Below are 13,643 nucleotides of genomic sequence, written 5' to 3'. Positions count from 1 at the left end.
CGGGTGGGCGTTCGCGATCAGTGATCGTGGTCGCCGTGACCGCCGTCGGTGTCCTCGGAGTCCTCGCCCTCGGAGGCGCCGTCCTCACCGCCGTGGCCCTGGACGTACTCCTCCTGTGCGCCGGTGAACTCCTTCGCGACGACCGTCGTCTCGATGTCCCCGGCGTCGGTGGTCAGAGTGATCGCCACCTCGTCGCCCGGCACGATCGGCTCCTGGAGGTCCATGAGCATGACGTGGTCGCCGCCCGGTTCGAAGGTGAGCTCTCCTCCCGCCGGGACGACGAATCCGCCCTCCTTCTCCTGCATCATCGTGCTGCCGCCGTCGTCGCTCACGGTCTCGTGGAGCTCGGCGAAGCCGGCCACGGGGCTCGCGGCGCCGGTGACGCTGATGTCGTTCTCGGAGTCGTTGCGGAGCGTGCCGAACGCGCCGGTCATCCCCTCGTCGGCCGCCTTGACCCAGGCGTCCTCCCAGACGAGGGAGGCGTCCTCCGCCTCCGATTCGGAGCCGATGGGGGCGGCCGCGCTCTCCGACGCGGCGGCCGTGCTCTTGTTCTCCGCGGTCGCATCGCCGCCCCCGCCGCAGGCGGCGAGTCCGAGGACGAGAGCGATCGAGGTCGAGGTGAGGATGGTGCGTGACAGTGCTGACATGATGTGTCCTTCCGATGCGAACGGATCGGTCGCCGAGCGCGGCGGCCGGTCGAGCACGACGGCTGCCGCAGCGGGGACCCCGGCGGGGTGCGCGGAGCATCGGCCGCAGGGCGAGCGGTCCGTTCGGTGAGTGATGGGAGCACCCGAGCGGGTGCGCATGTGCCCGAGCGCGGAGAGCGTCAGGCGGGAAGGAGCAGCGGAGGTCCGCGGCGGAAGCGCGAGTCGACGACCGCGGCCGTGACGGCCCGCACCTCGGGATCGCGGGGGATGCTCCGGACGCGGCGCACCGGGGGCACGCCGCCGGACAGGAACAGGAGCGCGAGGGGGCCGAGCAGCCCCTCGTGGAGCGCGAGCACCATGGTCTCGCCGTATCGCAGGAACGCGACGGTGACGACAGCGGCCGCGACGTGGGCGGCGATCATCGCCGCGTCGAGGGATCCGCCGGCGGCTCCGGAGAGGTGGGGAGCGGCGTGATGGGCACCGTGATCCGCCGTCCCGAGCGAGAAGAGCACCGACCCGGAATGCATGCTGCGGACGACGAGGGGCCCGGCGGAGAACACCGTCATGGTGCAGTGGAGGAGGATCTGTGCGAGCGCCACGACGACGCCGAGCGCGAGCGGCCCGAGGCGCCTGCCGGCCAGCAGCACGCCGACCCACAGGGTGAGGACGAAGCTCACGCCGACGGCGAGCACGGAGCCGGCCCCGCCGGCCTCGGCGTGGAATGCGAGGGCGGTGAGGGTCGCGATGAGGGCGGCGGCGGTCGAACGCCACAGGCGTGCTCGACGCTCCATTCCCGCCCCCTCCCGTGTCGTCATCGCGGTGCCGGTCCCGATTCTACCGCCGGTAGAACCCCTCCCGCACTTCCCAGGCGACCGGAAAGCGCTCCCTCGCACAGGGCGGGCGCACCGTCGCGGATCCGAGGCCCCACCGTCGGGCCTCATTCTCGGGCGGCGACGCCACCCGGCTCTCCGCGGCGACCGGGAGTAACGATCGAGTAACGCCCCTTATCGATCATCGTTCCTGGTGAGGGGCGTTCCTCGGCGATCCGGGGGACGCCGGCCACCGCTGTGGCACACATAATCGCCGGTGCTCCGTGACAGCGGTTCGATAGTGTCGTGGGACAGAGGTCGCACCCCGGGTCGATGCCCATACCTCCGTGCGCCCCCGGCCCCCGGACGCCGACCACCGGCTGCAGCTGACGCCGCGCTCGCCGACGGCCGACCTCGATGCACGTCGCCGACAGGAAGGACCCGCCACCATGGCAGTCGTCCGTGCCTCCCACGTCTACAAGGTCTTCGGCCGCAACGGCCGTGAGGTCGTCGAGAGGCTCGAGGCCGGAAGCTCCCGCGACGAGCTCAGACGCCTCGGCACCGCAGCAGTCATCGACGCGAGCTTCGAGGTCGAGAAGGGCGAGAGCTTCGTCGTCATGGGCCTGTCGGGCTCCGGCAAATCGACCCTCATCCGGATGATCAACGGACTGTGGGCACCGACCTCCGGCACCGTCGAGGTCGCCGGTGAGGACATCTCGCACATGCCGGCGGCCCGGCTGCGGAAGCTGCGGGCGGAGAACATCGCCATGGTGTTCCAGCACTTCGCGCTCCTCCCCCACCGGACGGTCCGGGAGAACGCCGCGTACGCACTCGAGATCAAGCAGGTTCCCACGTCCCAGAGGCTCGAGCGGGCCGACCACTGGCTCGAGGTCGTCGGGCTCGACGGCTGGGGGGACAAGTATCCGGGGCAGCTCTCCGGCGGCATGCAGCAGCGCGTCGGACTCGCCCGGGCGCTCGCTGCGGAGACCGACATCCTCCTCATGGACGAGGCGTTCTCCGCCCTCGACCCGCTCATCCGGCGCGAGATGCAGGATCAGCTCGTCGAGCTCCAGTCCACGCTCAACAAGACGATCGTCTTCATCACCCACGACCTCAACGAGGCGATGTACCTCGGTGACCGCATCGCAGTCATGCGCGACGGCCGCATCGTCCAGATCGGGACCGCCGAGGACATCCTCACGAACCCGGTCGACGACTACGTCGCGAGCTTCGTCCAGGACGTCGACCGGACCCGCGTCCTCACTGCGTCGTCGATCATGCAGAAGCCGCGAGCGGTCGTCACCGACACCGCCGGACCACGCATGGCGATCCGCGTCATGGAGGACACGAAGGCCTCCGGCCTGCTGGTGACGAGCCGCGACCGACGACTGCTCGGCCAGGTGAGCGACCGGTCGGCGGTCGCCGCCGCCCGGGAAGGCGTCACGGACCTCCGCAGCGTCTACACCACCGAGAACGTGCTCACCGTGCGACCCGACACCCCGATGTCGGAGCTCTTCGCGCAGAGCTCGTCCTCACCGGTGCCGCTCGCCGTCATCGACGAGCAGGACCGCCTGGTCGGAGTGATCCCGCGCATCGCACTGCTCAACTCGATGGCCTCGGTCAGCCCCACCACCGGAGAGCTGCCGATCACCCGCCTGTCCGACACCATCGACGAGAAGGGAGTCTGAGCCGTGGAGTTCGACGTCCTCAATCCCCGGATCCCGTTCGGCCGCTGGATCGAAGCGTTCATCGACTGGTTCACCGACACCTTCGGCTTCCTGCTCAGCCTGCTGTCGTTCGTCCTCGGAGGCCTCTACGACCTCTTCTTCTGGGCGCTCAACACCCCGATCTACCTCGTGATGATCCTCGTCTTCGCGGCCATCGCCTGGCTCGCGAGCGGCTGGAAGCTCGCGCTGTTCACCGCGCTCGGCTTCTATGCCATCCGTGCGCTCGACCAGTGGAGCAACTCGATGTCGACGCTCGCACTCGTGCTCGTCGCAGTGCTCATCGCCGTCGCGGTCTCCGTGCCGCTCGGCATCCTCGCCGCGAAGTCGAACATCGTGTCGACGATCGTCAAACCGATCCTCGACTTCATGCAGTCGATGCCGGCCCTGGCCTACCTCGTCCCGATCATCGTGATCTTCGGCATCGGACAGGTGCCCGGCGCGATCGCGACGATCATCTTCGCGCTGCCCCCGGGCGTGCGCCTCACCGAGCTTGCGATCCGGCAGGTCGACCCCGAGGTCGTCGAGGCCGGGCACGCGTTCGGCGCCTCCGGAGGGCACATCCTCACCCGGATCCAGCTGCCGCTCGCCATGCGCACGATCATGGCCGGCATCAACCAGGTCATCATGCTCGCCCTGTCCATGGTCGTCCTCGCCGGCATGGCGGGTGCGCAGGGCCTCGGCGGTGCGGTGATCTCGTCCATCAGCTCGCTCAACATCGCCCTCGGCGTCGAAGCCGGTCTGGCCGTGGTCATCATCGCGGTCTTCCTCGACCGCGTGACCGCCGCTCTGGGCAGGCGCACTCCGCTGGAGCGCGCGCAGGCGGCCTGAGCCGCGGCTGACCGGCCGCACCCCCCCTGCTATCGGAACAGAATCGCAACACACTCGAAGGAGCACCGATGAAACTCACGAAGATGACGAAGGTCGGCGGCGTTCTCGCCGCCTCCGTGCTGGCACTGACCGCCTGCGGCGTGTCCAATGAGGGCGGAAGCACCGGCGGCGGAGGCGGGGACGAGGCCGCCGGCGGCTCCGAAGTCGACTGGTCCGACTGCACCCCGGGCGAGGAGTCCGCGGACACCGCCTCGATGGACGCCGACTCCGAGACCGAGATCACCGTCGGCGCCTTCGACGGCTGGGACGAGTCCTTCGCGGCCGCCCACCTGTACAAGCATGTCCTCGAGCAGGACGGCTACACCGTCGACATCCAGTCGTTCCAGGCCGGACCCGGATACACCGGGCTCGCCGAGGGCGACATCGACGTGATCATGGACGGCTGGCTGCCGCTCACCCACGCCGACTACCTCGAGCAGTACGGCGAGGACCTCGAGGCCCAGGGCTGCTGGTACGACAACGCCAAGCTCACGATCGCCGTCAACGAGGACTCGCCGGCCCAGACGATCGCCGACCTCGCCGAGATGGGCGACGAGTACGGCAACCGCCTCGTCGGCATCGAGGCCGGAGCCGGTCTGACGAAGACCACGGAGGAGGCCGCGATCCCGACCTACGGCCTCGAGGACTACGAGTTCATCGTCTCCTCCACCCCGGCGATGCTCTCCGAGCTCCAGAAGGCCACCGACGAGGGCGAGAACATCGCCGTCACGCTGTGGCGTCCGCACTGGGCCTACGACGCGTTCCCGGTGCGCGACCTCGAGGACCCCGAGGGCGCGATGGGTGAGGCGGAGCTCATCTACAACTTCTCGCGCACCGGATTCGGCGAGGAGCACCCGAAGGCGGCGCAGCTGCTGAAGAACCTCGTCATCGACGACGAGTCCCTGTCGAGCCTCGAGAACGTCATGTTCTCCGAGGAGAACTACGGCGGCGAGGACCTCGACGCCGCGGTCGAGGAGTGGGCCGGCGACAACCAGGAGTTCTTCGACAACTGGACCGCGGGCACGATGGCGGGCTGAGCTCCCGCCGCCGCGCGGCCACGGTCTGCGCGATCGCACCGGCCCCGCAGCATCCATGCTGCGGGGCCGGTCCGCGTCCGGGGTGCGATCGCTCAACCGGACCCGGACGCTTCCGCCGGACCGGCGGGCAGCTCCCTACATCCGCAGCCAGATGTCGGCGACGGCCTTGACCATGGCGCCGCTCGACTCGGCGTCGGCGAGCCAGTCCACCGGGGCGCCGCCGAGCTCGCGCGTGCCGTCGGCGAGGACGATGACGTCGAAGTTGCAGGCGAGTCCGGCCATCGCGGTGTGCCGGACGGATTCCTGGACGTCGACGCCCCCGATGATGATCCGGTCGACGGCGAGATCGTGGAGACCGGCGGCGAGATCGTCGACGCCATCGAACGCATCTGCGGACTCCGAGACGAGACCGAGGTCCTCACCGACCTCGAACAGCGATTCCGGCTGCTCGGGAGCACCCGGGGGAACCGGAGCGGAGACGAAGACCACCACGCCGCCGGTCGTCCGGGCGCGCGAGACGAGATCGCCCAGGACAGCGGTGAGCCCCGCCTGAGCGGCGCGGGTCTCCTCGGTGTTCATCACCATGAGTGCATCCATGCGATTAGCATGCCATAGGGACGGATGAGCGCCCGCCGCAAGGAGGATGACCACGATGGCCGAAGACCGTGCTCCGCACCGCTCGTTCGCCCTCTACGCGGAGGGCAGGGTGGTCGCGAACCCCTCGTCGATCCGGGAGGCCGCACAGGCCCTCGCGCAGGCGCACAGCGATCCCGCGGCCCCGCCGTTCCTCTGGGCGGACCTGCTCCACCCCGGGCCGGATGAGCTCGGCGAGCTCGCGGAGTGCTTCGACCTCCACCCCCTCGCGGTGGAGGACGCCGTCGAGGCGCACCAGCGGCCGAAGTACGAGCACTACGGCACGACGGATTTCATGGTGCTCCGGCCGGTCGCATCTCCCCCGCCGCGCCGCCCGGCGGGCACCCCGGGGGACCCGGGGGACGAGCTCGCGCTCGGTGAGCTCCACCTCTTCCTCGGGGCGTCCTTCATCATCACCGTGCGGAGATCGACAGCCCTCGACATCGCGGCGGTCAGGGACGTGTTCGACGACGATCCCCGCTTCCTCGAGCACGCCCAGTTCTCCGCGCTCTACCGGATCCTCGATCGCGTCGTCGACGACTACGAACCCGCGCTGCGGGCGCTCGAGGACGACGCCGACGTCCTCGAGGAGCGCCTGTTCGGCAGCGGCCCCATCGGCTCCCAGGAGATCTACCGGCTGTCGCGCGATCTCATCGAGCTCGATCGCGCGATCAACCCGCTCGCCGCCGTCATGGGCGCGGTGTTCGCCGCCGTCGAGCGGCACACCGTCCCGCCGGACCTCGCACGCGGGCTGCGCGACGTCGCCGACCACGTCCACACCGCCACCGACCGGATCGAACGGCTGCGGAGCCTGCTCCGCGAGATCTTCACCGTCAACGCCACGCTGATCTCCGAGCGGCAGAACGAGGACATGCGGGCGATGAACGAGCTCTCGATCCAGCAGAACGACCAGATGAAGAAGATCTCGGCATGGGCCGGCATCCTCTTCTTCCCGTCCCTCGTCGCGGGCACCTACGGCATGAACTTCCAGCACATGCCCGAGCTCCACTGGCTCCTCGGGTACCCGTTCGCGCTCGGCCTCATGCTCCTCGGCTGCGTCGTGCTCCACCGCGTGTTCACGCGGGTGGGCTGGCTCTGAGTCGCAGTCGCGCCGGGGCGGGCACCGGCGCCGGCCGCCGGCTCATCGGTCGCCGAGGAGCGCATTCCCCTGCTCGAGAAGGGCCTCCACCGTGCGCGCGACGAGCGGTCGCTCCTGCGCGCCGCGCCGGATCGCGGCGACGACCCGACGATGCGGCGCGGCGGGGCCGGCCACGGGCACGCGGACGACGCGGTAGTCGCTCGAGATCCGCGCGAGGCGAGGGACCAGTCCGACTCCCAGACCGTTCTCGATGAGGGTCGCCTCGGTGTCCCATTCCGCGACCTCGTGCGCCACCCGCGGAGTCGTTCCCGCCGCGGTGAACGCCGCGAAGAACAGCGCCCGGTAGGGCGTTCCGGGCCGAGCGGCGATCCACGGCTCCGCGCTGACTTCTGCGAGCGGGATCGACTCGCGGCCCGCCAGGAGGTGATCGGCCGGCAGCATGACATCGAGCGGATCGTCGAGGAGGTCGATCTGCTCATAGCGCGGATCATCGGCCTCGGTGTTCGCCTGCATCGACACGACGATCGCGAGGTCGAGGCGGTCGGCGAGCAGGAGATCGAAGCAGCGCTGCGGATCGGCTTCGACGATGGTGAGCCGGAGACCCGGCTCCTCCTCCCTCAGACGCACCGCGACGGGGGTGAGCAGCGCGGCGGTGGCAGTGGACATCCCCCCGAGGCGCAGCTCCGCCGCCTCCGGCGCGCTGCCGGCGGAGAGCGAGCCGCGCACCGCTTCCCACTGCGCGAACAGGGCGTCCGAGCCGTCGACCAGCCGTCTGCCGGCCGCAGTGAGCCGGAGACCGCGCCCATCCTTCTCGACGAGCCGCAGGCCCAGCTCCTTCTGCAGTCCTCTGAGGTGGGCGGACACCGCGGAAGGGGAGTAGTCGAGCGCCTCCGCGGCGGCGGTCACCGACCCGCAGGCGGCGAAAGTGCGGAGCACAGTGAGCCGATGGTCGATCATGCACTTATTCTGCACGATATCGTTGCAGATTGTGCGCTGTTCTTCACTCTTCTGTCCTCGTACGCTGATTGGAGAGCGGCTCAGCCGGCCGACTCCGCCCGTGCATTCGACCCCCGGAGCACCGACCATGACACTCGACTCGGTTGAGAACACCGCGCCGTCCCCGCACCGCCCGTTCCTTCGCACTGCGCTGCGCACCCCCGCCGGATCCTCCTCCCTCGCCCGTCTGCGCGACCTCCTCGACCGCCGTCGCCGGTGGACCTCGCTCGAATCGGCCTTCTACGCGGATGCGGAGATCTTCGCGCACGACATCGCCGGGATCTTCGACCGCCACTGGTTCTTCGCGGCGTCGGTGGCGGAGATCCCCGAGCCCGGGGACTTCGTCACCATCGACGTCGGCGATCGCTCGGTCATCCTCATCCGCGACGACGACGGAGGGGTGAATGCGCTCCGCAACGTCTGCCGCCACCGCGGTGCCCGCGTTCTCACCGAGCCGAGCGGAAGCGTCGGAAACCTCGTGTGCGCCTACCACTCGTGGACCTACGGCCGCGACGGCTCCCTCCTCCACGCCGCGGCGGCCGGCCCGGAGCTCGACCCGAGCTGCTTCGGCCTCCGTCGGGTCCACAGCATGACCGTGGCCGGTCTGATCTTCCTCTGCCTCGCCCCCGAGCCGCCCACCGACTTCGCGGAGGTCGCGGAGATCTTCGCGCCGTTCGCCGAGCCGCACGACATCCCGCGGACGAAGGTGGCCCATCAGCAGGAGATCATCGAACAGGGCAACTGGAAGCTCGTCATGGAGAACAACCGCGAGTGCTATCACTGCGACGGCCACCCGGAGCTCGCGTGCTCGTACTTCACCACGTGGGGCCTCGCGGAGCACGAGGTGCCCGCGCACCAGATGGACATCTGGCACCGTTCGGTGCTCGCCGATCATGCACTGCGCGAACGCTGCGAGCGCTACGGCATCCCGTGGGAGGTCTACGATGCACCGGACGCCCGGGAAGCGGGAATCCGGATGGGGCGCGATGCGCTCGACGGCGCCGGGGAGTCGTTCTCGGCCACCGGACGCCGCCTGAGCGAGAAGCTGCTCGGCGACCTCCCCGACTTCCGGCTCGGCGACGGCTCGCTCCACCTCCAGCCCAACTGCTGGTTCCATCTACTCGCCGATCACGTCATCACCTTCGCCGCATTCCCGATGAGCGAGAACCGCACCCTCGTGCGGACCACCTGGCTCGTCGCGGACGATGCGGTCGAGGGAGTCGACTACCGTACCGACGAGCTCACCCACGTGTGGCGGCAGACCAACCTCCAGGACTCCGAGTTCGTCGCCCTCACCCAGCGCGGCGTCTCCGATCCCGGACATCTGCCGGGGCCCTACACCCCGACCGAGCACCAGGTCGAGGCCTTCGTCAACTGGTACACGATGCGGATGCAGGAGTACGCCCGATGACCGCGGAGATCGACAGCCTCGTCGTCGCACCGGCGCCCGTGCAGGACCACGTCTGGTGGCGGAGGATCGACCGCCGGACCCCGGTCCGCCCCGGGATCCGGATGCCCTGGGTGGACGGAGCCGCGTCCTCGGCCGCCGTCCCGGATCCGATGGTCGCGCATGAGTTCGCCATCGAATGCGTCGCCGTCACCCCCGAGACCCCCGGGATCACGAGCTTCACCTTCCGCCGTCGCGACGGAGTCGCACTCGGGTTCCGGCCCGGCCAGTACCTCAATGTCGCGTTCCCCGTCGACCCCGACGGCGGCCTCCGCGAACGGAACTACTCCCTGTCCTCGTCGCCCGTCGACCCGTCGGCGTTCCGGTTGACGATCCAGCGTGAGGACACCGGCGCGGTCTCCCGCTGGGCGCATGAGCACGTGCGTCCCGGGACCGCGCTCGAGGCGCTCGGACCGCTCGGCGGCTTCCATCTCCCCGATGTCGACCGGCGCGCGCGATATCTGCTGCTCGCCGGCGGAGTGGGCATCACCCCGCTCATCTCCATGGCACGCACTCTCCATGCCCTCGACGGCACGGCGGACGTCGTCGTCCTCTACCACGCGAGCACCCCGCGCGACTTCGCCTTCGCCCGGGAGCTCCGCATCCTCGACGAGACCGACCCGCGCTTCACCGTCGGCTTCAGCCTCGGCGATCGCCCCTCCCCGGAGTGGCGGGGTCTCACGGGCCGGATCAGCGCGGAGTCCCTCGACGCGCTCGTTCCGGATGCCTGCGGCCGCAGGGTCTACGCCTGCGGCCCTGCGGGATACCTCGAACGCACAGCGGCCGCGGTCGAGGCGGTGGGCGTCTCACCGCTCGCGTTCTTCACCGAGTGCTTCGACGACACGGCGCCGGAGCCGCGGACCGAACAGTCGCAAGCGGCTGAGCCGCAGACGACGCAGCGCCCGGTGACCACGGGACCGGGCGCGGTGAGCAGCGCAACGGCGGCAGCGGCCCCGGCGGACGCACCGACCGCATCCGCCTTACCCGCACCAGCTCCATCCGCACCGCCCCGGACGCCCGCCCCGGTGCGCGACGTCGCCGACACCCGGCACTGGGTGACCTTCGCCCGCACCGGCACCTCGGCCCCGGTGGAAACAGCGGACTCGCTGCTGCAGGCCGGGCGCCGAGCCGGTGTGCCGCTGCGCTCGAACTGCTCCTCCGGGATGTGCGGCACATGCAAGGTCGGCCTCCTCGCCGGGGAGGTGACGATGGACCACTCCGGCGGGATCCGCCGCCGTGAGATCGACGCGGGCACGATCCTCCTGTGCTGCTCGACCCCGGAGGGCGACGTCGTCGTCGACGCCTGAGGCGACGCGGGACGGTGCATCCGATTCCGTCCGCCTCGGCGCCGAACCGGCATATCATCGTGACCAGGGTCCGACCCGGGAGGCTTCGCACTCCGTTCCGACCCGGACCACCGGCCGACCACCGCAGAGGAAGCACATGACCACCGAGAATCTCCGTCGGACGCTGAAGTCCGGCGGCCTGTCCCTGGGCACGTTCGTCCTCGAGTTCGCGAGCGAGGGCATCGGCGCCCTCACCGCGCGCGCCGGAGCGGACTGGGTGCTCTACGATCTCGAGCACACCGGCTGGTCGCTCGACCGGATCCGCCCAGCTCTCGCCGTGTCGCGACGCGAGGAGATCGCCTCGTTCGTCCGCGTCATCGGGCCGCACCAGCACCTCGTCACCGGCGCCCTCGACGCCGGCGCCGAAGGCATCATGATGCCCTACGTCGAGTCCGCCGCGCAGGCGGCGACCATCGTGTCCTGGATGAAGTACCCGCCGCAGGGGGTGCGCGGCTCCGCGATGGGGATCGCGCACGACCTCTACACCGGCGGTGCACCCGGGCCCAAGCAGGAGGCGGCGAACGCCTTCACCGTGTTCCTCCCCCAGATCGAGACCCCGGGTGCGGTCGAGCAGGCGGCGGAGATCGCCGCGGTCGACGGCGTCGACGTCCTCTTCGTCGGCCCGATGGATCTGAGCACCAACCTCGGAGCGCCGGGCGACTTCACCACGTCGGAGTTCACCGATGCGCTCACCCGGGTGGGCGAGGCGGCCCGGGGGGCCGGCAAGGCGGCCGGCATCTTCTCGGTCAACGACGACCTCACCCGGCGGGCGATCGATGCGGGTTTCCAGGTGATCTCGCACACCGCCGACTTCGCGATCTACCAGAGCGCGCTCGCGTCCAAGGTCCGTGAGATCCGCTCGTGGGGACCGGCCATCGAGTCCTGAGGACCGGTCGGAGCGGCGTCAGACCCAGTCGGGCATCGGCACGAAGTGCCCGTCGACCTCGACGAACTCGGCCGCCGGAGCGAGGAGCTCCCGGCCGTCGGCGTCGTCGGTCCGGGTGCTCGCGGAGTACCGGATCGAGTAGAGACGCCCCTCCGCCGTGTAGCCGACGAGCGCGCCGTACATCATCGTCTGCACCTGGCCGGCGAAGATCTCCTGCGGCGACAGATCGATCTGGTAGCTCCAGAAGTAGCCGTTGCCGAGCTGCCCCTTGCGCTCGGCGAGCCTCGTCGTCCCGGTCTCGGTGTAGCTGTAGTTGCGGGACGTCTCGATGTGGTCGACCGCGGACTCCGCGTACGCATCCGAGGTGCAGTAGACCTCGATCGACGGCTGGTCCAGCGCCGGGGTCTGCGCGGTGAACGCGACATAGGACTCCGAGGAGGTGTTGACGGTGAACGAGTCGGGGAGGACGACCTGGATCGGCACGGCGCAGCCTCCCTGGAACGGCACGTGGGTGAGCGTGTACCCGTCGGGGATCACCGGCCCGGTCTCCGTGGGCGTCGGCTCCGGTCCGGCGGTCTCCGCGACGCGCACGCCCATCGCCCCGCTCCCCTCCTCGGAGGTGCGGACCTGGAGCGCCCCGCAGCCGGCGAGGAGCACGGCTGCGCCGGCGGCGAGCACGACCCTCAGCGTTCGACGCATCAGGACTCGCCCCGGGGCGGCGTCGGGCCGTCCGGCGCGGCATCGGCGGGCGGGGGGACGGCGAGCGCACCCGGGTACGGTTCGGCGCCCCAGGGGTACGGTCCCGCAGCCCAGCAGCCGGTCGGCTCCCCGCCCCCGGCCTCTCCGGCGCCGGAGGCACCGGAGAGGCCGGGGGCGGGGAGCCGACCGGCTGCTGGGCTGCGGGACCGTACCCCTGGGGCGCCGAACCGTACCCGTGGGGTGCCGAACCGTACCCCTGCGGGCCGGGTACCGCACCGGGCGCCTGCGGCGGCCCGGAACCGTACCCCTGCGGAGCGGAGCCGTAGCCCTGGGGCGCCGATCCGGGTCCCTGCGGCACCGGGGCCGCACCGGGCCGGCCGTCACCCGGGAAGGCCGGCGGGCCGGCGGGCCGCGGCGGGTTGGAGGGCTGGGAGGGCCCGGGGGCGAAGGGCACCTGGTCGCCGAAGGTCTCGCCGGTCGCGGAGTCGTGGAGCTCCCCGTTGACGCGCTGCAGGCGGCGCTTCGAGGTCCGGCGCGGGGAGCCCATGATCCGTCCGTCGAGCTCCGCCTGGGACGGCTGCCGGGGAGGGAGGAAGCCGCCCTCGGCACCGCGGCCGGCGTTGAAGGGCTGGACCGGGGCCGAGGCGGCGGCCGCCTGCGCACCGGCGTCGCAGTGCGGGGCCCCGGGGGCCTGGGCGTCGCCGAGCACCGGCAGCACGAGCCGCACCGAGGTGCCGACGCCCTCCTGGCTGAACAGCTCGACCGAGCCGCCGTGGCGGGCGATGATCGAGCGCACGAGGGAGAGTCCCATGCCGGACCCCGCGACGGAGCGCACGCGCTTGCCGCGCGACAGCTCGTCCCACACGACGTCCTGCTCATCGGCGGGGATGCCCTGGCCGGTGTCGGCGACCTCGACGACGACCCAGCGGTGATTGCGGATGATCTGCTCGTTCGCGCGGAGCTCGACGACATCGGTGTCGGAGGAGTACTTGATCGCGTTGCCGAGCAGATTGAGGATCGCCGACAGGAGCAGGTCCTCCTCGCCGGCGACGTCGGGGATCTTCCACGGAGCGCGCGCCACGGTGGCGACGATCATCCGGTCCTCGGCGCCCGGGGCCGTGCGGGCGTCCTCGACCGCCTGGTGGATGAGCCGGTCCATGTCGACCCGGGTGAACTCGATCGTGCGCGATTCGACGTCGGCGAGCTTACGCAGGTCCGCGAGCAGGCGGGCCACCCGGCGGGCCGAGGTGTCGATCTGCCGCACGACCGGAGCGATCTCGTCCGGATTCGGCTGCGCGTCGCGGATCATCTCGCGCACCGTCGCCGCCGAGGTCCGCAGAGCGGTGAGCGGGTTCTTGAGCTCATGGTCGAGGCGGATGAGCATCCGGTTGCGGCGGGTGAGCGCGTCGCGCTCGGCAGCCTGCCGGCTCTCCGCGACGAGAGCGGCCTC

12 protein-coding genes and 1 pseudogene are annotated in these 13,643 nt (G+C 70.8%); 7 read left to right on the top strand and 6 right to left on the bottom strand.

Translation table 11 applies throughout. From position 1 onward, the window contains the following. Positions 1-17: 17 nt before the first annotated feature. Both C1A17_RS11050 and C1A17_RS11045 read right to left on the bottom strand, forming a co-directional pair. The gene (locus tag C1A17_RS11050) at positions 18-647 is read right to left on the bottom strand and encodes a copper chaperone PCu(A)C (protein WP_101653020.1); all 630 of its coding nucleotides are present in this window, start codon (positions 645-647) and stop codon (positions 18-20) included. 179 nt (positions 648-826) lie between these two features. Next, a complete protein-coding gene (locus C1A17_RS11045; protein WP_101653019.1) occupies positions 827-1,438 on the bottom strand; it encodes a hypothetical protein in 612 nt (203 codons plus the stop codon). 467 nt (positions 1,439-1,905) lie between these two features. Here C1A17_RS11045 and C1A17_RS11040 point away from each other — a divergent pair, with 467 nt between their 5' ends. The 3 genes from C1A17_RS11040 (at position 1,906) to C1A17_RS11030 (ending at position 5,087) form a co-directional block, all read left to right on the top strand. After that, positions 1,906-3,144 carry a quaternary amine ABC transporter ATP-binding protein gene (locus C1A17_RS11040; RefSeq protein ID WP_101653018.1) on the top strand — a complete coding sequence of 413 codons (1,239 nt, stop codon included), beginning with the start codon at positions 1,906-1,908 and terminating at the stop codon, positions 3,142-3,144. A 3-nt stretch (positions 3,145-3,147) separates the two neighbouring features. Beyond that, the gene (locus C1A17_RS11035) at positions 3,148-4,011 is read left to right on the top strand and encodes an ABC transporter permease (protein ID WP_101653017.1); all 864 of its coding nucleotides are present in this window, start codon (positions 3,148-3,150) and stop codon (positions 4,009-4,011) included. A gap of 68 nt (positions 4,012-4,079) precedes the next feature. Further along, positions 4,080-5,087, top strand: a complete 1,008-nt coding sequence (locus C1A17_RS11030; protein ID WP_101653016.1) for a glycine betaine ABC transporter substrate-binding protein — start codon at positions 4,080-4,082, stop codon at positions 5,085-5,087. 135 nt (positions 5,088-5,222) lie between these two features. Here the strand turns inward: C1A17_RS11030 and C1A17_RS11025 are convergent, their stop codons facing one another. Beyond that, a complete protein-coding gene (locus C1A17_RS11025) occupies positions 5,223-5,684 on the bottom strand; it encodes a cysteine hydrolase family protein (RefSeq protein ID WP_101653015.1) in 462 nt (153 codons plus the stop codon). Positions 5,685-5,739: 55 nt separating this feature from the next. On the opposite strand from C1A17_RS11025, the gene C1A17_RS11020 reads away from it, so the two are divergent. Continuing rightward, positions 5,740-6,819 (top strand): magnesium and cobalt transport protein CorA, encoded by a 1,080-nt coding sequence (locus tag C1A17_RS11020; protein WP_180953306.1) that lies wholly within the window; start codon positions 5,740-5,742, stop codon positions 6,817-6,819. A 42-nt stretch (positions 6,820-6,861) separates the two neighbouring features. Here the strand turns inward: C1A17_RS11020 and C1A17_RS11015 are convergent, their stop codons facing one another. Further along, positions 6,862-7,776: a LysR family transcriptional regulator gene (locus C1A17_RS11015; RefSeq protein WP_101653013.1), complete on the bottom strand. Its 915-nt coding sequence runs from the start codon at positions 7,774-7,776 to the stop codon at positions 6,862-6,864. Between the two features lie 127 nt (positions 7,777-7,903). Between C1A17_RS11015 and C1A17_RS11010 the strand changes: the two genes are divergently transcribed. The 3 genes from C1A17_RS11010 (at position 7,904) to C1A17_RS14620 (ending at position 11,494) form a co-directional block, all read left to right on the top strand. Then, the gene (locus C1A17_RS11010; RefSeq protein WP_101653012.1) at positions 7,904-9,226 is read left to right on the top strand and encodes an aromatic ring-hydroxylating oxygenase subunit alpha; all 1,323 of its coding nucleotides are present in this window, start codon (positions 7,904-7,906) and stop codon (positions 9,224-9,226) included. Next, positions 9,223-10,569 carry a flavin reductase family protein gene (locus C1A17_RS11005; RefSeq protein WP_101653011.1) on the top strand — a complete coding sequence of 449 codons (1,347 nt, stop codon included), beginning with the start codon at positions 9,223-9,225 and terminating at the stop codon, positions 10,567-10,569. Before C1A17_RS11010 ends, C1A17_RS11005 begins: the two co-directional genes overlap by 4 nt. Before the next feature lie 136 nt (positions 10,570-10,705). Further along, complete coding sequence (locus tag C1A17_RS14620) at positions 10,706-11,494, top strand: HpcH/HpaI aldolase family protein (RefSeq protein WP_101653010.1); 789 nt, start codon at positions 10,706-10,708, stop codon at positions 11,492-11,494. 18 nt (positions 11,495-11,512) lie between these two features. Here C1A17_RS14620 and C1A17_RS14615 read toward each other — a convergent pair whose 3' ends face one another. After that, entirely contained in the window at positions 11,513-12,193 is a 681-nt protein-coding gene (locus tag C1A17_RS14615; protein WP_245873706.1) for a hypothetical protein, read from the bottom strand. A 766-nt stretch (positions 12,194-12,959) separates the two neighbouring features. Further along, a pseudogene (locus tag C1A17_RS14610) lies at positions 12,960-13,577 on the bottom strand (sensor histidine kinase); the annotation flags it as partial. Between the last annotated feature and the right edge of the window lie 66 nt (positions 13,578-13,643).

The sequence above is a fragment of the Brevibacterium ihuae genome, from assembly GCF_900184225.1.
Taxonomy (GTDB): domain Bacteria; phylum Actinomycetota; class Actinomycetes; order Actinomycetales; family Brevibacteriaceae; genus Brevibacterium; species Brevibacterium ihuae.
This window is presented reverse-complemented; position numbering and strand designations above follow the sequence as displayed.